General features: G+C 69.9%; 2 protein-coding genes (1 of these 2 only partly in view). Both read left to right on the top strand.

Annotated elements, in window-relative coordinates; genetic code table 11:
- Positions 1-16,251, top strand: a complete 16,251-nt coding sequence (locus JRI60_RS19375) for a non-ribosomal peptide synthase/polyketide synthase (RefSeq protein WP_204227343.1) — start codon at positions 1-3, stop codon at positions 16,249-16,251.
- Positions 16,244-21,321: the 5' end (the start) of an amino acid adenylation domain-containing protein gene (locus JRI60_RS19380; RefSeq protein ID WP_204227344.1), read on the top strand. Its footprint extends 6,775 nt past the window's final position; the window shows 5,078 of its 11,853 coding nt (coding positions 1-5,078); the start codon lies at positions 16,244-16,246; its stop codon lies off the right edge, out of view. Before JRI60_RS19375 ends, JRI60_RS19380 begins: the two co-directional genes overlap by 8 nt.

The raw sequence follows: 21,321 nt of genomic DNA on the forward strand, positions 1-21,321 counted from the left end.
ATGTCCGCATCGTTCCGTCGTATTTCCACGCACCACACGCTCGTCGAACTGCTGGAGGCCAGGGCTTCCGAACGTCCTGGGGAGAGGCTCTACACGTTCGTGGAGGAGGATGGCGGGGAGCCGACGCTGACGTACGGCGAGCTGGAGCTGAAGGCCCGGCGCATCGCCGCCGCGCTCCAGGCGAGGGCGCGCGCGGGAGATCGCGTGATGCTGCTCTACCCGCCGGGCCTGGAGTACGTGGCGGGCTTCTTCGGGTGCCTCTACGCGGGGATGGTGGCCGTGCCGGCGTACCCGCCGGATCCGGTGCGTCTGGAGCGCACGCTGCCGCGGCTGCGCGCCATCATCCAGGACGCCCAGGCCACGGTGGTGCTCAGCACCTCCTTCGTGGTGTCCATGGGCGAGTTCCTCTTCGAGCAGTCGCCCGACCTGGCCGAGCTGCAGTGGGTGGCCACGGACGAGCTGCCCGCCGGGCTCGAGTCCTCCTGGCGGCGGCCGGAGACGGGGCCGGACTCGCTCACCTTCCTCCAGTACACCTCCGGCTCCACGGGCACGCCCAAGGGGGTGATGCTCAGCCACCGCAACCTGCTGCACAACCTCGGGCTGATCGCCGGGGCCTTCGGCGCCCACCCGGGCAGCGTGGGCGTCATCTGGCTGCCGCCCTACCACGACATGGGTCTCATCGGCGGCATCCTCGAGCCGCTGTACATGGGGTTCCCCGTCACCCTCCTGTCACCGCTGGACTTCCTCAAGCGCCCCTCGCGCTGGCTGGAGGCCATCTCTCGCCACCGGGCGACCATCAGCGGTGGCCCCAACTTCGCCTTCGACCTGTGCGTGCGGAAGATGACCCCGGAGCAGCGGCGGGGGTTGGATCTGAGCTCCTGGCAAGTGGCGTTCAGCGGCGCCGAGCCCATCCGCCCGGAGACGCTGGCGCGCTTCACCGAGGCCTTCGGGCCATGTGGTTTCCGGCGCGAGGCCTTCTACCCCTGTTATGGCCTGGCCGAGGGCTCGCTCATCGTCTCGGGTGGAGCGATGGAGGCCGCGCCGGTGCTGCGCGCGCTGGACACGGCGGCCCTCGAGAAGGGACGGGCCGAGGCTCCTCGCGACGGTGGCCAGCGCACGCTCGTGGGGTGCGGCCGCACGCTGGAGGAGCAGCGTCTGCTCGTGGTGGATCCGGAGTCGCGCGTGGCGTGCCCGCCGGGGCGGGTAGGGGAGATCTGGGTGTCGGGCTCCTCCGTGGCCCAGGGGTACTGGCGCAAGCCCGAGGCCACCGAGGAGGTCTTCCTCGCTCGCACGGCGGAGGGTGACGGTCCCTTCCTTCGCACCGGCGACCTGGGCTTCCTCCAGGAGGACGGGGAGCTCTTCGTCACCGGACGGCGCAAGGACCTCATCATCCTGCGCGGGCGCAACCACTACCCGCAGGACCTCGAGCTGACGGTGGAGCAGGCCCACCCGGCGCTGCGGCAGGGGTGCGGCGCCGCCTTCTCCGTCGACGTGGAGGGGCAGGAGCGGCTCGTCGTCGTCCAGGAGATCGACCTGCGCGGACAGGGCGATCTGCGGCGGCAACTCCTGGCGGCCGAGGAGGCCGCGGGCATCATCCGTCAGCGGCTGGCCGAGGGCCACGAGGTGCAGCTCCACGCCCTGGCGCTCATCGAGCCGGGCAGTCTGCCCAAGACGTCCAGTGGCAAGGTGCAGCGCCATGCCACCCGCGCGGCCTTCCTCGCGGACGAGCTGCGCTCGGTGCTGTCGTGGCGCGAGGAGGAGGAGCGCCGCGAGGCGCCCGTCCCGGAGCAGCCCCGGCAAGAGCCACCGGCCGCCACGGCGTCACGGGACGTGCCCACCACGCAGCAGGCGCTGGAGTCCTGGCTGGTGTCGCGTCTCGCCGCGCGGCTCCGGGTGCGCCCGGAGTCGGTTCGCACGGACGAGCCCGTCACCCGCTACGGTCTGGATTCGCTGGCGGCGGTGGAGCTGACGAACGAGATCGAGACGGGCCTGGGCGTGGTGCTTCCCATGGAGGTCCTGTTGCAGGGCCCGACGATCGCCGGGCTCGCGCGGCGCCTGGCGGGCGGTCAGGGCTCCGAGGTTCGTGCTCCGCTCTCGCGCCGTCCTCGCGAGGGCGGTCTGCCCCTGTCCTTCTCCCAGCAGCGGTTGTGGTTCTTCCACCAGCTCGAGCCCTCCAGCCCGCTCCACAACATCCCCACGGCGGTGCGGCTCTCGGGGGCGCTCGACCTGTCCGCGCTGGAGCGGAGCTTCGCCGAGCTGGTGCGGCGTCACGAGACGTTGCGGACCACCCTCGCCGACGAGGGTGGGGTGCCGGTGCAGCTCATCTCCCCGGCGGTCGGCGTGAGGCTGCCCGTGGTGGACCTGAGCACGCTGCCCGAAGCGGCGCGCGAGGCCGAGGCGCGACGGCTCGCGGATGAGGAGGCTCGCGAGCCCTTCGATCTGGCGCGCGGCCCGCTGCTGCGCACCACCCTGCTCCGGATGGGTGAGCGGGAGCATGTGCTGCTGCTGACGGTGCACCACATCGTCTCGGACGGCTGGTCCATGGGCGTGCTCGTCCGCGAGGTGGCCGCGCTCTACGAGGCCTGTTCGTCCGGCCGGGCTCCCGCGCTGGCGGAGCTGCCCGTGCAGTACGTGGACTTCGCCGCCTGGCAGCGCGAGTGGCTGTGCGGCCGCGTGCTGGAGTCGCAGCTCTCGTACTGGCGCAAGCAGTTGGAGGGCGTTTCCCACGCGTTGGAGCTCCCCACGGATCGTCCCCGCCCCTCAGCGCAGAGCTTCCGGGGAGCGAGCCTCCCCGTGCGGCTTCCCGCGGAGCTGTCCTCCGCCGTGCGCGAGCTGAGCCGGCGCGAGGGCGTCACGCCCTTCATGGTGCTGCTGGCCGCCTTCGAGGCGGTGCTCCACCGCTACTCGGGACAGGAGGACTTCTGCGTCGGCTCGGCCATCGTGGGCCGCTCCCGGCGCGAGCTGGAGGGGCTCATCGGCTTCTTCGCCAACACCCTGGTGCTCCGCGCCCGGGTGGCCGGAGGGCTGTCCTTCCGCGAGCTGCTCGGGAGGACTCGCGACACGACGCTGGGCGCCTACGCCCACCAGGACATGCCCTTCGACAAGCTGGTGGAGGCTCTCCAGCCCGAGCGCGAGCCCGGCCGCTCCCCGCTCTTCCAGGTCATGTTCGTCCTCCAGCAGGACGTGCAGCCGCACCTGTCCATGCCTGGGCTGTCGTTGCGCAGGCTCGACGTGGACACCCGGACGGCGCAGTTCGATCTGGCCCTGTCCCTCACCGACTCGGCCGAGGGCTTCTCGGGCTTCCTCGAGTACAGCACCGACCTGTTCGACGCCGGCACCATGGAGCGGCTGGCCGTGCACCTGTGCACCCTCTTGGAGGGCGCCGTCTCGCGTCCGGAGCTGTCCGTCTCCGCGCTGCCCCTGCTGCCCCCGGAGGAGCGTCACCGGCTGCTGGTGGAGTGGAGTGGCCTCGCCGGGCCCGCCCCTGATTCCCGTCTCGTGCTCGAGCTGTTCGCGGAGCAGGTGGCCGCGCGCCCGGACGCGGACGCCCTGGACTTCGAGGGCCAGCGGCTGACGTACCGGGAGCTGGATGTGAGGGCCAATCAGCTCGCGCACCATTTGAGGTCGTGGAGCGTGGGGCCCGATGTGCGCGTGGGCCTGTGCGTGGAGCGCTCGCTGGAGCTGGTGGTGGGGATGCTGGGCATCCTCAAGGCCGGTGGTGCCTTCGTGCCGTTGGATCCGGTGTACCCCGCCGAGCGTCTGGCCTTCATGCTCCAGGACTCGGTGGTACCGGTGCTGCTCACGCAGCGGACGGTCCTCGACCAGCTCCCGAGGGAGCACGGCGCTCGCGTGCTGTGCCTGGATTCGGAATGGGCCCGGGTGGAGTCATTGCCTCGCGAGGCGCCCGTCTCCCCGTTGGATGCGGACAACCTGGCGTACGTCATCTACACGTCGGGCAGCACGGGCCGGCCCAAGGGCGTGCTGGTGGTGCACCGGAGCCTGGGCAACGAGTCCCTGGAGTCCGCGAGGCTCCATGGCTGCGGGCCGGGGAGCCGGATGCTCCAGTTCTCGAGCCTGAGCTTCGACATCTCGGTGTGGGAGGTGTTCGGCGCGCTGGTCGCGGGTGCGTGCGTGGTGCTGGCGCCCAGGGAGCGGCTGCTGCCGGGCTCGGCGCTGGGGACCTTGCTGAAGGAGCAGCGCATCACGGCGGCGACCCTGACGCCCATGGTGCTGGCACAGCAGGAAGAGACCGGGCTGGAGGCGCTGAGCACCCTCATCTCCGGCGGTGACGTGTGCACTCCCGAGGTCATCCGCCGGTGGAAGCCAGGCCGGCGTTTCCTCAACGCCTATGGCCCGACGGAGATCACCATCTGCGCCACCATCGACACCGACGTGGATGCGCAGCGGCCGTCGATCGGCCGCCCCCTGCGCGGCATGCGCGTGTACGTGTTGGATCCGGCCCTGCGGCCCGCTCCCTCGGGCGTGCCGGGTGAGCTCTACGTGGGCGGCGTGGGTGTGGCCCGCGGCTACCTGGGACGGCCGGAGCTGACGGCCGAGCGCTTCGTGCCGGATCCGTTCAGCGCGGACGCGGGAGCCCGGATGTACCGCACCGGTGACCGCGTGCGCTTCCTGGCGGACGGCCGCATCGAGTACCTGGGCCGGTTGGACGGCCAGGTGAAGGTGCGCGGCATCCGCATCGAGCCGGGCGAGGTGGAGGCGGTCCTCAAGGACCACCCGGCCGTGCGCGAGGTCGCCGTGGTGCCCCGCGAGGACGTGCCCGGCGACAGACGGCTGGTCGCCTACGTGGTGCCTCGGCCCGGTCAGGACTCGGAACTTCGTGCCCTGCGCTCCTGGCTCAAGGGCAAGCTTCCCGAGGCCCTGGTGCCCTCGGCCTTCGTCCCCCTGGAGGCGCTGCCCCTCAACCCCAACGGCAAGCTGGATCGCAAGGCCCTGCCCGCGCCGGACCGGCTCGGCCAGGACGCGCACTTCGTCGCTCCGCGCACCCCCGTGGAGGAGATGCTCGCGGGACAGTGGACACAGCTGCTCGGCGTGACGCGGGTGAGCAGCGACGACGACTTCTTCGCACTGGGTGGGCACTCGCTGCTCGCCACGCAGGCCCTCTCCCGTCTGCGTGCCGCCTTCGGCGTGGAGGTCTCCCTGCGCGAGCTCTTCGCCACCCCCACCGTGGCCGGGCTGGCGGAGCGCATCGAGGCACTGCTGCGCGCACGCCAGAGCTCGCGCGTGCCGCCGCTGAGGGCCGCGCCGCGCCAGGAGGCGATGCCGCTGTCCTTCGCCCAGCAGCGGCTGTGGTTCCTCCAGCAGCTCGAACCCGATGGGGCTTCGTACAACATGCCCGCGGCCGTCCGCATGCGGGGGACGCTCGACGTGGCCGCCCTGGAGCGCTCTCTCGGCGAGCTGCTCCGGCGCCATGAGGTGCTGCGGACCACGTTCCGCCTCGAGGCGGGGCAGCCCGTCCAGAGCGTCTCCTCCGTGCCGGTACGGCTCCTGGCGCGAGTGGATCTGGGCTCGCTGCCCGAGTCCTCTCGCGAGGACGAGGTGCGGCGGCTCTCGCACGAGGAGGCTCGGCGGCCGTTCGATCTCACGCGCGGCCCGCTACTGCGTGCCACCCTGCTGCGGCTGGACGAGCAGGAGCACGTGCTGCTGGTGACGTTGCACCACATCGTCTCCGATGGCTGGTCCACCGCGGTGCTCGTCCGCGAGGTGGCCGCCCTCTATGAGGCCTTCCTGTCGGGCCGACCGTCGCCGCTGCCCGAGCTGCCCGTGCAATACGCGGACTACGCGGTGTGGCAGCGCTCCTGGCTCCAGGGCGAGGTGCTGGAGTCGCAGCTCGCGTTCTGGCGCCAGCAGCTCGAAGGCGCGCCTCCGGTGCTGGAACTGCCCACGGATCGGCCTCGCTCGAGCTCGAATCACCGGAGCGGTGCGTCCCTCCCCGTGATGCTGCCCTCCACCCTGGCCAGCGCGCTGCGGTCCTTCAGCCAGCGCGAGGGCTCCACGGTGTTCATGACGCTGCTCGCCGGCTTCCAGGTGCTGCTGTCCCGCTACAGCGGGCAGAAGGACATCGTCGTGGGCACCGACGTGGCCAACCGCCATCACGCGGAGACGGAGGGCCTCATCGGATTCTTCGTCAACCAGCTCGTCATGCGCACGCGTCTGGAGGGCAATCCCTCCTTCCGCGAGGTGCTGGCGCAGGTGCGGGAGTCGGCCCTGGGCGCCTACGCGCATCAGGATCTGCCCTTCGAGGAACTGGTGCGCGCGCTCAATCCGGAGCGCAGCCTGGCGCATGCGCCCCTCTTCCAGGTGAAGCTCGTCCTCCAGAACGTGCCGGACGGCCAGCTCGAGCTGCCCGGGCTGTCGCTGGACCTCGAGGTGCTCGACTCCGGGGCGGCGAAGCTGGACATGGTGCTGCTGCTCTCGGAGACGGAGCGGGGCCTCGAGGGCACGTTGGACTACGACGCCAGCCTGTTCGAGCCGGCGTCGATGGAGCGTCTGGTTGGCCACCTGCGCACGCTGCTGGAGGCCGCGGTTGCCAATCCGGGCCAGCGTGTGTCCGCGCTCCCGCTCCTCACCGAGGAGGAGCAGAGGAGGGTGTTGGAGGAGTGGAACGCCACGGAGGTGGAGTGGCCTCGGGAGAAGTGCATCCACGAGCTGGTGACGGAGCAGGCCAGGGCGAGGCCCGAAGCGGTGGCGGTGTCCTGTGAAGGCCAGAAGCTCACGTACCGGGAGCTGGAGGAGAGGGCGAACAAGCTGGGCAACCACCTGAGGGGGCTGGGAGTAGGGCCCGAGGTGAGGGTGGCGCTGAGCGTGGAGCGCTCGCTGGAGCTGGTGGTGGGGATGCTGGGCATCCTGAAGGCGGGAGGGGTGTACGTGCCGCTGGAGCCGAGCTACCCGGCGGAGCGGCTGGCGTACATGATGAGGGACGCCGGAGTGTCGGTGGTGCTCACGCAGGAGCACATCGCGGACGAGCTGCCGGCGCAGGGAGAGCTGCTGCTGTGCCTGGACACGGAGTGGGCGCAGGTGGAGGCACAGCCGGCGCAGGCACCCGAGTCAGGGGTGAGAGCGGAGAACCTGGCGTACATCATCTACACGTCGGGGAGCACGGGACGGCCCAAGGGAGTGATGTTGGGACACCGGGGCCTGTGCAACACGGCGAGGGAAGCGGGCAAGGCGCACGGGTACGGGCCGGAGAGCAGGGTGCTGCAGTACGCGAGCATGAGCTTCGACGCGTCGGTGTGCGAGGTGTTCGGAGCGCTGGTGGCCGGAGCGAGCCTGGTGCTGGCGCCCAAGGAGAAGCTGCTGCCGGGTGAAGCGCTGGGAGGGTTGCTGAGGCAGGAGGGAATCACGGCGGTGACGCTGACGCCCTCGGTGCTGGCGCAGCAGGAGGAGGAGGGGCTGGAGGGGCTGGGGACAATCATCTCGGCGGGAGAGGCGTGCACGCCGGAGCTGGTGAGGAGGTGGGGCAAGGGAAGGAAGCTGCTGAACGCGTACGGACCGACGGAGGTGACGGTGTGCGCGACCATCACGTCGGGGAGCGTGGAGGAGAGGGTGACGGTGGGAAGGGCGTGGGGGAACGTGAGGGTGTACGTGCTGGACGAGGCGCAGAGGCCGGTGCCGGTGGGAGTGGCGGGAGAGCTGTACGTGGGAGGAGAGGGACTGGCGCGGGGCTACGTGGGGAGGGCGGAGCTGACGGCGGAGCGGTTCGTGCCGGACGGGGTGAGTGGAAGGGCGGGAGAGCGGCTGTACCGGACGGGCGACAAGGTGAGGTGGGCGGAGAAGGGGGAGTTGGAGTACCTGGGACGGTTGGACGAGCAGGTGAAGGTGCGCGGAATGCGCGTGGAGTTGGGGGAGGTGGAGGCGGTGCTGATGGGGCACCCGGCGGTGAGGGAAGCCGCCGTGGCGCAGAAGGAGGACGCGGCGGGAAACAAGAGGCTGGTGGGGTACGTGGTGCCCAGGCCCGGCCAACAGGTGGAAGTGGGGCTGCTGCGCGCGTGGTTGGGAGAGAGGTTGCCGGAGCACCAGGTGCCTTCGGCGTGGGTGGTGCTGGAGACGCTGCCGCTGAGCACCTCGGGCAAGGTGGACAAGAAGGCCCTGCCCGCTCCCGATGGCTCGCGTCCCGAGCAGGAGCGGCCCTACGTGGCCCCTCGCACCAGCACCGAGCGCCAACTCGCTGAAGTCTGGGCGCCACTGCTCGGCCTGGATCGCGTGGGCGTCGATGACGACTTCTTCGAGCTGGGCGGCCACTCGCTGCTCGCCACGCAGGCGATCTCCCGCATCTCCGCACTCTTCGGCGTGGAGCTCCCCCTGCGCGAGCTCTTCGAGGCCCCCACCGTCGCCAGGCTGGCGGTGAGGCTCGAGGCGGAGCTCCAGGCCGGACGGGCCCTGCGCGCACCGGCCCTGCTTCGCGTGGAGCGCACTGGCTCGCTCCCCCTGTCCTTCGCGCAGCAGCGGCTGTGGTTCCTGGACCGCATGGAGCCCGGCAGCCCGCTGTACAACAACCCGGCCGCGGTGCGACTGGATGGCCCTCTCGACGTGGCCGCGCTGGATCGTGCCTTCCAGGAGATCGTACGCCGGCATGAGGCCTTGCGGACCCTGTTCCAGGACGTGGAGGGACAGCCGGCGCAGGTCATCGTGCCCTCGGTGCAACTGCCCTTGCCCGTGGTGGATCTCCGCGAGCTGCCCGAGCCCTCGCGTGAAGAGGAGGCGCGGCGCATCTCGGTCGAGGAGGCGCGGCAGCCGTTCGACCTCACTCGCGGCCCGCTGCTGCGCGCCCTGCTGCTGGCGCTTGGCGAGCACTCGCACGTGCTGCTGCTGACGATGCACCACATCGTCTCCGACGGCTGGTCCACCGCCGTGCTCATCCGCGAGGTGGCCGCGCTCTACGAGGCCTTCCACTCCGGTCGGCCCTCGCCCCTGCCCGAGTTGCCCGTGCAGTACGCGGACTACTCGGCCTGGCAGCGCTCCTGGCTCCAGGGCGATGCGCTGGAGGCGCAGCTCGCGTACTGGCGCCAGCAGCTCGCCGGAGCACCCTCGGTGCTCGAGCTGCCCACGGATCGGCCTCGCCCCGCGGTGCAGTCCTTCCGTGGCACGAGCCTCCCCGTCCGCCTCCCCCGCGAGCTCTCCGCCGCGGTGCGCGAGCTCAGCCGGCGCGAGGGCGTCACCTCCTTCATGACGCTGCTCGCGGCCTTCCAGACGGTGCTGTCCCGGTACTCGGGACAGGACGACGTATGCGTGGGCTCGCCCATCGCGGGCCGCACCCGCTCCGAGCTCGAGGGCCTCATCGGCCTCTTCATCAATACCCTGGTGCTGCGCACGAAGCTGTCGTCACAGCTCACGTTCCGCGAGCTGCTGGCTCGGGTGCGCACGACGACGCTGGACGCCTATGCGCACCAGGATGTGCCCTTCGAGAAGCTGGTGGAGGAGCTGAAGCCGGTTCGCAGCCTGAGCCACTCGCCGCTCTTCCAGGTGCTGTTCATCCTGCAGCAGGACCTCCAGCAGGAGCTGAAGCTGCCTGGGCTGTCGCTGCATCCGCTCGCATCGGAGAGCGGCACCGCGAGGTTCGATCTCACGCTGAACCTCATGGACCTGGAGGACGGCTTCGCCGGGACGATCGACTACAGCACGGACCTGTACGACGCGGAGACGATGGAGAGGCTGTTCGGACACGTGAGGACACTGCTGGAAGCAGCGGTGGCCGAGCCGGACAGGAAGGTGGGGGAGCTGCCGCTGCTGACGGCGCAGGAGCGCGAGCGGGTGCTGGAGGAGTGGAACCAGACAGGAGCGGAGTACCCGAGGGAGAGGAGCATCGGGGAGGAGTTCGAGGAGAGGGTGAAGGAGAGGGCGGGAGCGGTGGCGTTGGAGTGCGGGGAAGAGAAGAGGACGTACGGAGAGCTGGAGGAGAGAGCCAACCAGATAGCGCACTACCTGAGAGGGCTGGGGGTAGGTGCGGACGAGCGTGTAGGGCTGTGCGTGGAGCGCTCGGCGGAGCTGGTGGAGTGGGTGCTGGGGATAGTGAAGGCGGGAGGGGCGTACGTGCCGTTGGACCCGGCGTACCCGAGGGAGAGGCTGGCGGGGATGCTGGAGGACGCCAGGCCGAGGGTGGTGGTGACGGAGAGGGAGCAGGAGGGGCGGCTGCCGCTGGAAGGGCGAGTGGTGGTGGTGAGGGAAGAGGTGGAGCAGGAGGTGAGGAGGCAGCCGAAGACGGCGCCGAGGAGCGGGGCGGGCCCGAGGACGGTGGCGTACGTGGACTTCACGTCGGGGAGCACGGGAAGGCCGAAGGGAGTGCTGACGGAGCACCGGGGCGTGCTGAGGACGGTGAAGGGGGCGAAGTACGCGCACCTGGGGCCGGAGGAGACGCTGCTGCTGATAGCGCCGATTTCATTCGACGCCTCGACGCTGGAGGTGTGGGGAGCGCTGCTCAACGGGGCCAGGCTGGTGGTGTACCCGAGGGGGCCGGTGGGGGACGTGGAGGAGCTGGAGAGGGTGGTGAAGGGGAAGGGGGTGACGGTGCTGCACCTGACGGCGGGACTGTTCACGCAGGTGGTGGACACGAAGGTGGAGGGGCTGAGGGGAGTGAGGCAGGTGCTGACGGGAGGAGACGTGGTGTCGGCGCCGCACGTGAGGAGGGTGTTGGAGGAGCTGAAGGTGCCGGTGACGGCGTGTTACGGGCCGACGGAGAACACGCTCTTCACCAGCTGCCACCGGATGGAGAGGGTGGAGCAGGTGGGGGAGGTGGTGGCCATTGGCCGGCCGATAGGAAACACGCGGGTGTACGTGCTGGACGAGGGACTGCAGCCGGTGCCGGTGGGGGTGGTGGGAGAGCTGTACACGGCGGGAGAGGGCTTGGCGCGGGGGTACCTGGAGGAGGCGGGGCTGACGGCGGAGAAGTTCATGCCGGACCCGTACGGAGGGGAAGGGGAGAGGATGTACCGGACGGGGGACATGGCCAGGTGGAGGAAGGACGGGGTGCTGGAGTTCGTGGGACGAGGGGACACGCAGGTGAAGGTGCGTGGCTTCCGGGTGGAGCTGGGGGAGGTGGAGGGAGCGCTGAGGGGGATGGAGGGAGTGAGGGAGGCGGTGGTGGTGGCGAGGAAGGAGGAGGGGGGCCACAAGAGGCTGGTGGCGTACGTGGTGGGGCAGCCGGGGAGGAAGGTGGAGGCGGGAGAGGTGAGGGCGTACGTGAAGGGGAGGTTGCCGGAGTACATGGTGCCGGCGGCGGTGGTGGTGATGGAGGAGCTGCCGCTGACGCCCAACGGGAAGGTGGACAGGAAGGCGCTGCCGGAGCCGGAGAGGGTGAGGGGAGAGGCGCGGGAGTACGTGGCTCCGAGGACGCCGGAGGAGGAGAAGCTGGCGGGGATATGGGCGGGGGTGCTGGGAGTGGAGAAGGTGGGGGTGCACGACAACTTCTTCGAGTTGGGCGGCGACTCCATCCTCAGCCTGCAGATCATCGCGAAGGCGGGACAACAGGGACTGCGCATCACGCCGAAGCAGCTCTTCGCGCGGCAGACGATCGCCGAGCTGGCGGAAGTGGTGTCCGCGAGCAAGGCGCGGGGAGAGCAGGGCGTGGTGGAAGGCCCGGTGCCGCTGACGCCCGTCCAGAGGGAGTTCTTCGAGAAGGGGCTGAAGAAGCCGGAGCACTTCAACCAGGCGGTGCTGCTGGAGGTGCGCGAGGCGTTGGACGCGGCGCTGCTGGAGAAGGCGCTGCGGCACGTGGTGGAGCACCACGACGCGCTGCGCATGCGCTTCGAGCGCACCGACTCGGGCTGGACGCAGCTCAACGCGGGCCTGGACGTACATGTGACGCTGGGCCGGGTGGATCTCTCGGGCACGCCGGATGAAGGACTGAAGGCCGCCATCGAGTCGGGTGCGGCGCGAGTCCACGCGGGAATGGAACTCTCGCGGGGACCTCTCTTCCAGGCGGTCCTTTTCGAGCTCGGTGCCGCCCGCTCCGCGCGACTGCTGCTGGTGGCGCACCACCTGGTGGTGGATGCGGTGTCGTGGCGCGTGCTGCTGGAGGACCTGCAGACGGCCTATCAGCAACTGCGTGCGAACACGGCGGTGGCACTGCCGGAGAAGACGACGTCATTCAAGCGCTGGGCGGAGCGGCTGGAGACGTACGCGCGCTCGGAAGAGGTGGGTCGCGAGGCGGCGTACTGGCGAGAGCTGCTGAGCCATGAGGTGCCGGCTCTCCCGGTGGACAGGGCCGGCGGGGCCAACACGGTCGGGTCGGCTCGGGAGGTGAAGGTCTCTCTGGGCGAGGAGGAGACGCGGGCACTGCTGCAAGAGGTCCCAGGCGCGTGGAGGGCCAGCGTGCAGGAGGTGCTGCTGGCGGGCCTGGCCAGGGGCCTGTCGACGTGGACGGGAAAGGCTCGGCTACGAGTGGAGGTGGAGGGGCACGGGCGAGAGGAGCTGTTCGGGGACGAGGTGGACATCACCCGGACGGTGGGGTGGTTCACCGCGGTGTACCCGGTCGAGCTGGAGGTACCGGTGGGCGGCGGCGCCGGGGACGCGCTGCGGGCGGTGAAGGAGACGCTCCGGCAGGTGCCCGGGAAGGGTGTGGGGTACGGGCTGGTGCGTTACCTGCGCGAGGGCGGAGGTGCGCCGCGAGGCACGCCGCGCGCGCAGGTGGCGTTCAACTACCTGGGGCAGTTGGACGGAGTGGCGGCTCAATCGTCCGTGTTCGCGCCGGCCAGGGAGTCGAGCGGGCCGGTGCAGGACTCGGGTGAGGCGCGCGGGCACGTGCTGGAGGTGAACGGGTACGTGCTCGGCGGCCGGCTCGAGTTGACCTGGACGTACAGCGAGAATCTCCACGCCCGGAGCACCATCGATGCGCTGGCCGCGAGCTTCCTCGCGGGGCTGCGGGAGCTCGTCGCGAACCGCCGTTCGCCCGACGCGAAACGGCTCTCTCCGTCCGACTTCCCGCTGGCGAAGCTGAGCCAGGAGGAGTTGGAGAAGGTGCTGCGGGGACGGGGTGAGGTGGAGGACGTGTACCCGCTGTCTCCGATGCAGCAGGGCATGTTGTTCCACGTGCGGCTGGCACCCGAGACAGGGGTGTACTTCGAGCAGCTCACCTGGAGCATCCGCTCGGAGCTGGAGAGCGGGGCCCTGCGGCGTGCCTGGGAGAAGGTGGTGAGCCGGCACCCCGCGTTGAGGACGGCGTTCCTCTGGGAGGGGCTGGCCGAGCCGGTGCAGGTGGTGGAGGCGAAGGTCGAGCTGCCCTGGAGGGAAGAGGACTGGAGGGGCATGCCGGCCGAGCAACAGCAGCGCGAGCTCGAGGCGCTCCTGGAGAAGGACAAGGCGAAGGGGCTCGAGCTGAGCAAGGCGCCGCTCATGAGGCTCACGCTGGTGCGGCTGGCCGACAGGGAGTACCGGCTGGTGTGGAGCCACAGCCACCTCTCATTGGACGGGTGGAGCCTGGGCGTGGTGCTCAAGGATTTGTTCGCGCAGTACGAGGCCTGCCGCCAGGGTCGTGAGTTGGAGCTGGGCCGTGCGCCGCGGTTCAGTCGGTACGTGGAGTGGCTGGGCAGGCAGAAGGTGGAGGAGGTGGAGGGCTGGTGGAAGCAGGAGCTGAAGGGCTTCCGGGAGCCGACGCCGCTGCCAGCGGGAAAGGGGAAGGTGGAGAAGGCGGGTGAGGTGGTGGAGGTAGTGGAGGAGAAGGAGTGGCTGACGAAGGAGGAGACGGAGCGGTTGCAGGGCTTCGCGCGCAAGCACCAGCTGACGCTCAACACGCTGGCGCAGGCGGCGTGGGCGCTGGTGCTGGGCAAGTACGCGGGACAGAGGGATGTGGTGTTCGGGGCGACGGCGTCGGGAAGGCCGGCGGAGCTGGAGGGGGTAGGGGAGATGGTGGGCCTGTTCATCAACTCGCTGCCGGTGAGGGTGAAGCTGGAGGAAAGGCAACCGGTAGTGGAGTGGCTCAGGAAGCTGCAGGAGGGCCAGGCGGAGCTGAGGCAGAGGGAGTTCAGTCCGCTGGTGCAGGTGCAGAGCTGGAGCGAGGTGCCTCGGGGAGCGGCGCTGTTCGAGAGCCTGCTGGTCTTCGAGAACTACCCGCTGGATGCGGCGGCGAAGCAGTACGCGCGAGGGCTGGAGGTGGAGGCGGAGGTGGTGGAGCGCACCAACTACCCGCTGACGGTGGCGGTGGTGCCCGGGGAGAGAGTGCTGCTGAGGGTGTCGTACGAGGCGGCGAGGATGGAGGAAGGCGGCGCCAGGAGGGTGCTGGAGCACTGGAAGGCGGCGCTGGAAGGACTGGTGGAGGGAGCCGAGGGGCGGCTGGGAGCGGTGTCGCTGCTCAGGGGGGAGGAGAGGAGGAGGGTGCTGGAGGAGTGGAACCAGACGGGAGCGGAGTACCCGAGGGAGAGGAGCATCGGGGAGGAGTTCGAGGAGAGGGTGAAGGAGAGGGCGGGAGCGGTGGCGTTGGAGTGCGGGGAAGAGAAGAGGACGTACGGAGAGCTGGAGGAGAGAGCCAACCAGATAGCGCACTACCTGAGAGGGCTGGGGGTAGGTGCGGACGAGCGTGTAGGGCTGTGCGTGGAGCGCTCGGCGGAGCTGGTGGAGTGGGTGCTGGGGATAGTGAAGGCGGGAGGGGCGTACGTGCCGTTGGACCCGGCGTACCCGAGGGAGAGGCTGGCGGGGATGCTGGAGGACGCCAGGCCGAGGGTGGTGGTGACGGAGAGGGAGCAGGAGGGGCGGCTGCCGCTGGAAGGGCGAGTGGTGGTGGTGAGGGAAGAGGTGGAGCAGGAGGTGAGGAGGCAGCCGAAGACGGCGCCGAGGAGCGGGGCGGGCCCGAGGACGGTGGCGTACGTGGACTTCACGTCGGGGAGCACGGGAAGGCCGAAGGGAGTGCTGACGGAGCACCGGGGCGTGCTGAGGACGGTGAAGGGGGCGAAGTACGCGCACCTGGGGCCGGAGGAGACGCTGCTGCTGATAGCGCCGATTTCATTCGACGCCTCGACGCTGGAGGTGTGGGGAGCGCTGCTCAACGGGGCCAGGCTGGTGGTGTACCCGAGGGGGCCGGTGGGGGACGTGGAGGAGCTGGAGAGGGTGGTGAAGGGGAAGGGGGTGACGGTGCTGCACCTGACGGCGGGACTGTTCACGCAGGTGGTGGACACGAAGGTGGAGGGGCTGAGGGGAGTGAGGCAGGTGCTGACGGGAGGAGACGTGGTGTCGGCGCCGCACGTGAGGAGGGTGTTGGAGGAGCTGAAGGTGCCGGTGACGGCGTGTTACGGGCCGACGGAGAACACGCTCTTCACCAGCTGCCACCGGATGGAGAGGGTGGAGCAGGTGGGGGAGGTGGTGGCCATTGGCCGGCCGATAGGAAACACGCGGGTGTACGTGCTGGACGAGGGACTGCAGCCGGTGCCGGTGGGGGTGGTGGGAGAGCTGTACACGGCGGGAGAGGGCTTGGCGCGGGGGTACCTGGAGGAGGCGGGGCTGACGGCGGAGAAGTTCATGCCGGACCCGTACGGAGGGGAAGGGGAGAGGATGTACCGGACGGGGGACATGGCCAGGTGGAGGAAGGACGGGGTGCTGGAGTTCGTGGGACGAGGGGACACGCAGGTGAAGGTGCGTGGCTTCCGAGTGGAGCTGGGAGAGGTGGAGGGAGTGGTGAGGGGAATGGAGGGGGTAAGGGAGGCGGTGGTGGTGGCGAGGAAGGAGGAGGGGGGGCTCAAGAGGTTGGTGGCGTACGTGGTGGGGCAGCCTGGGAGGAAGGTGGAGGCGGGGGAGGTGAGGGCGTACGTGAAGGGGAAGCTGCCGGAGTACATGGTGCCGGCGGCGGTGGTGGTGATGGAGGAGTTGCCACTGACGCCCAACGGGAAGGTAGACAGGAAGGCGTTGCCGGCGCCGGACAGCGCGCGGCCAGAGCAGGCGCAGCCCTACGTGGCGCCTCGCACCGACATCGAGCAACAGCTCGCGCGGATGTGCGCGGAGCTGCTGGGCGTCGAGAAGGTTGGCCTCAATGACGACTTCATCGAGCTGGGCGGGCACTCGCTGCTCGCCACCCGGCTCGTCTCTCGTATCCGCACGACCTTCGGCGTGGATCTCTCCCTGCGGACACTCTTCGAGTCTCCGACGGTGGCCTCCATCGCCGTCCACATCGTGCACCTGCAGTCCCAACAGATTTCCCCGGACGAGCTCTCCCAGCTGATGGCCGAGCTCGAGCAGATGTCCGGTGACCAGGTGGAAGATCTCCTTTCCGGGCCCCACAACCCGACCGACAACAAGAAGGCATCCAATGAGTGACGCATTGCAGCGCATCGCGGCCCTTTCCCCTGAGAAGCGTGAGCTGCTCCTGAGACAGCTCCGTCAGCGCGGAGTGCGTCCCGGGCAACAGCCCATCCCTCCGCGGCCGAACAGCGGGCAGCCTCCGGCGCTGTCCTTCGCGCAGCAGCGGCTGTGGTTCATGGACCGCATGGAGCCTGGCAGCCCGCTGTACAACCTCCCCCTGGCGCTCCGATTGGAGGGCGTCCTGGACGTGGCCGCGCTGGAGCGAGCCTTCCAGGAAGTGGTGCGCCGCCACGAGGCGCTGAGGACTTCGTTCCAGGAGGTCGGGAGCGAGGCCGTGCAGATCATCGCGCCCTCGATGCATGTTCCTCTCCGGGTGGAGGACCTGTCCGCGTTGTCCCCGGCTGAACGGGAGCAGGCCGCGCGGCGCCGGGTGGCGCAAGAGGGCAATGTGCCCTTCGACCTCACCCGCGGCCCCCTGCTGCGCACCCTGCTGCTGCGCCTGGGTGAGCGCGAGCACGTGTTGCTGCTGACGCTGCACCACATCGTCTCGGACGGCTGGTCCATGGGGGTCCTCGTTCACGAAGTGGCCGCCCTCTATGACGCCTTTTCATCTGGAAGGCCGTCGCCGCTGCCGGAGCTGTCCGTGCAATACGCGGACTTCGCGGTGTGGCAGCGCGGGTGGTTGCAGGGCGACGCCCTGGAGGCGCAGGTCTCGTACTGGCGCCAGCAACTCGCCGGAGCACCCGCGGTGCTGGAGCTGCCCACGGATCGGCCTCGCCCCGCGGTGCAGTCCTTCCGCGGCGCCACGCTCTCGAGGGTGATGCCCCGCGCGTTGTGGGAGGGCATCAAGGCCTTGAGCCAGCGCGAGGGCGTCACCCCCTTCATGACGCTGCTCGCGGCCCTCCAGACGGTGCTGTCCCGGTACTCGGGGCAGGAGGACGTGTGCGTGGGCTCGCCCATCGCCGGCCGCACCCGCTCCGAGCTGGAAGGGCTCATCGGCGTGTTCATCAACACCGTGGTGCTGCGCACGAAGCTGTCGTCACAGCTCACGTTCCGCGAGCTGCTGGCTCGGGTGCGCGCGACGACGGTGGACGCCTACGCGCACCAGGATGTGCCCTTCGAGAAGCTGGTGGAGGAGCTGAAGCCGGTCCGCAGCCTGAGCCACTCGCCGCTCTTCCAGGTGCTGTTCGCCTTCCAGAACGCGCCCGAGGCGAAGGCCGACCTTCCGAGCCTCTCCCTGCGTCCCTTCGAGGCGGAGACCCATTCGGCGAAGTTCGACCTGGGCATCACCTTCGCGGAGACCCCCGAGGGTCTCGCGGGCACGCTGGATTACAGCACGGACCTGTACGACGCGGAGACGATGGAGAGGCTGTTCGGGCACGTGAGGACACTGCTGGAGGCAGCGGTGGCCGAGCCGGACAGGAAGGTGGGGGAGCTGCCGCTGCTGACGGCGCAGGAGCGCGAGCGAGTGCTGGTGGAGTGGAACCAGACAGGAGCGGAGTACCCGAGGGAGAGGAGCATCGGGGAGGAGTTCGAGGAGAGGGTGAGGGAGAGGGCGGGAGCGGTGGCGTTGGAGTGCGGGGAAGAGAAGAGGACGTACGGGGAGCTGGAGGAGAGAGCCAACCAGATAGCGCACTACCTGAGAGGGCTGGGGGTAGGTGCGGACGAGCGTGTAGGGCTGTGCGTGGAGCGCTCGGCGGAGCTGGTGGAGTGGGTGCTGGGGATAGTGAAGGCGGGAGGGGCGTACGTGCCGTTGGACCCGGCGTACCCGAGGGAGAGGCTGGCGGGGATGCTGGAGGACGCCAGGCCGAGGGTGGTGGTGACGGAGAGGGAGCAGGAGGGGCGGCTGCCGCTGGAAGGGCGAGTGGTGGTGGTGAGGGAAGAGGTGGAGCAGGAGGTGAGGAGGCAGCCGAAGACGGCGCCGAGGAGCGGGGCGGGCCCGAGGACGGTGGCGTACGTGGACTTCACGTCGGGGAGCACGGGAAGGCCGAAGGGAGTGCTGACGGAGCACCGGGGCGTGCTGAGGACGGTGAAGGGGGCGAAGTACGCGCACCTGGGGCCGGAGGAGACGCTGCTGCTGATAGCGCCGATTTCATTCGACGCCTCGACGCTGGAGGTGTGGGGAGCGCTGCTCAACGGGGCCAGGCTGGTGGTGTACCCGAGGGGGCCGGTGGGGGACGTGGAGGAGCTGGAGAGGGTGGTGAAGGGGAAGGGGGTGACGGTGCTGCACCTGACGGCGGGACTGTTCACGCAGGTGGTGGACACGAAGGTGGAGGGGCTGAGGGGAGTGAGGCAGGTGCTGACGGGAGGAGACGTGGTGTCGGCGCCGCACGTGAGGAGGGTGTTGGAGGAGCTGAAGGTGCCGGTGACGGCGTGTTACGGGCCGACGGAGAACACGCTCTTCACCAGCTGCCACCGGATGGAGAGGGTGGAGCAGGTGGGGGAGGTGGTGGCCATTGGCCGGCCGATAGGAAACACGCGGGTGTACGTGCTGGACGAGGGACTGCAGCCGGTGCCGGTGGGGGTGGTGGGAGAGCTGTACACGGCGGGAGAGGGCTTGGCGCGGGGGTACCTGGAGGAGGCGGGGCTGACGGCGGAGAAGTTCATGCCGGACCCGTACGGAGGGGAAGGGGAGAGGATGTACCGGACGGGGGACATGGCCAGGTGGAGGAAGGACGGGGTGCTGGAGTTCGTGGGACGAGGGGACACGCAGGTGAAGGTGCGTGGCTTCCGGGTGGAGCTGGGGGAGGTGGAGGGAGCGCTGAGGGGGATGGAGGGAGTGAGGGAGGCGGTGGTGGTGGCGAGGAAGGAGGAGGGGGGCCACAAGAGGCTGGTGGCGTACGTGGTGGGGCAGCCGGGGAGGAAGGTGGAGGCGGGAGAGGTGAGGGCGTACGTGAAGGGGAGGTTGCCGGAGTACATGGTGCCGGCGGCGGTGGTGGTGATGGAGGAGCTGCCGCTGACGCCCAACGGGAAGGTGGACAGGAAGGCGCTGCCGGAGCCGGAGAGGGTGAGGGGAGAGGCGCGGGAGTACGTGGCTCCGAGGACGCCGGAGGAGGAGAAGCTGGCGGGGATATGGGGGACGGTGTTGGGAGTGGAGAAGGTGGGGGTGCACGACAACTTCTTCGAGTTGGGCGGCGACTCCATTCTCAGCCTGCAGGTGGTGGCTCGCGCGACGCAGGCGGGTCTGAAGCTGTCGCCCAAGCTGCTCTTCCAACATCAGACGGTCGCGGAGCTGGCGCGGGTTGCCGTGGTGTCGAAGGGAGCGCGGGGAGAGCAGGGCGTGGTGGAGGGCCCGGTGCCGCTGACGCCCATCCAGCGTGAGTTCTTCGAGAAGGGGCTGAAGAAGCCGGAGCACTTCAACCAGGCGGTGCTGCTGGAGGTGCGTGAGGCACTGGACGTGGCGCTGCTGGAGAAGGCGCTGCAACACGTAGTGGAGCACCACGACGCGCTGCGCATGCGCTTCGAGCGGACCGACTCGGGCTGGAAGCAGCTCAACACCGGCAGGGTGGACGCCGTGAGGGTGCGGCGGGTGGATCTGTCCTCGGTGCCCGAGCTGGAGCAGGCCGCCGCACTGGAGACCGCGGTGGCGGAGGTGCAGCGGAGCCTGAACCTGTCCGAGGGGCTGCTGCTGCGCGTGGCGCTCCTCGAGCTGGGTCAGGACAAGCCGGGTCGCCTGCTGCTGGTGGGGCACCACCTGGTGGTGGATACGGTGTCGTGGCGCGTGCTGCTGGAGGATCTGCAGACGGCCTATCAGCAGTTGAAGAGCGGCGCGCCGGTGGCGTTGCCGGAGAAGACGACGTCATTCAAGCGCTGGGCGGAGCGGCTGGAGGCGTACGCGCGCTCGGAGGAGCTGGACCGGGAGCGGGCGTACTGGGAGGGCGCGCTGTCGAGAGAGGTGCGGGCGCTGCCGGTGGACAAGGCCGGTGGGGCCAACACGGTGGAGTCGGCTCGGGAGGTGAAGGTCTCGCTGGGCGAGGAGGAGACGCGGGCGCTGCTGCAGGAGGTGCCAGGCGCGTGGAGGGCCAACGTACAGGAGGTGCTGCTGGCGGGGCTGGTGAAGGGCCTGGGGGAGTGGACGGGACAGGGGCGCGTGCGGGTGGAGGTGGAGGGGCACGGGCGGGAAGAGCTGTTCGGAGACGAGGTGGACATCACCCGGACGGTGGGTTGGTTCACCGCGGTGTACCCGGTGGAGGTGGAGACGCCGGTGGGGGCAGGCGCGGGAGACGCGCTGCGAGCGGTGAAGGAGACGCTCCGGCGGGTGCCGGGCAAGGGCCTGGGATACGGCCTGTTGCGCCACCTCCGTGAGGACGGCGGAGGGCTGGGACGCGGGCACCACGCGGAGGTGGTGTTCAACTACCTGGGGCAGTTGGACGGGGCGGCGGCGCAGTCGACGGTGCTCGTGCCCGCGCGAGAGTCGAGCGGGCCGATGCAGGACGGGGCGGAGGAGCGCGGGCACGTGCTGGAGGTGAACGGGTACGTGCTCGGCGGTCGGCTCGAGGTGAGCTTCGGCTACAGCGCCAACCTGTACGACAGGGCCCGCATCGAGAGCCTGGCGGGGAAATACGTGGAGGCGCTGCGCGCGCTGGTGGAGGGCAGGAAGACGGAAGAGGCGCGTCGGCCGACGCCCGTTGACTTCCCGTTGGTGAAGTTGGGGCGGGAGGAGTTGGCGAGGGTGCTGGCGGGGCGGGGTGAGGTGGAGGACGTGTACCCGCTGACGCCCATGCAGCAAGGCATGCTGTTCCACATGCGGCTGGCTCCGGAGAAGGGGGTGTACCTCGAACAGCTGACGTGGAACATCCGAGCGCAACTGGAGAGCGGGGCGCTGAGGCGTGCCTGGCAGACGGTGGTGAGCAGGCACGCGGCACTGAGGACGGCGTTCCTCTGGGAGGGGCTGTCGGAGCCGGTGCAGGTGGTGCAGGCGAAGGTGGAGCTGCCCTGGCGGGAGGAGGATTGGCGGGGCATGGAGGAGGGCGAGCAGCAGCGCCGGCTGGATGCGTTGCAGCGGGAGTACAAGGAAAAGAGGTTGGAGCTGACCCGGGCGCCGCTCATGAGGCTCACGCTGGTGCGGCTGGCCGAGAGTGAGTA

It is taken from the genome of Archangium violaceum (genome assembly GCF_016887565.1).
Lineage (GTDB): Bacteria > Myxococcota > Myxococcia > Myxococcales > Myxococcaceae > Archangium > Archangium violaceum_B.

Excerpts from the sequence above, each read along its gene's own strand:
- JRI60_RS19375 (WP_204227343.1), top strand. The coding sequence starts at position 1 with ATGTCCGCATCGTTCCGTCGTATTTCCACGCACCACACGCTCGTCGAA.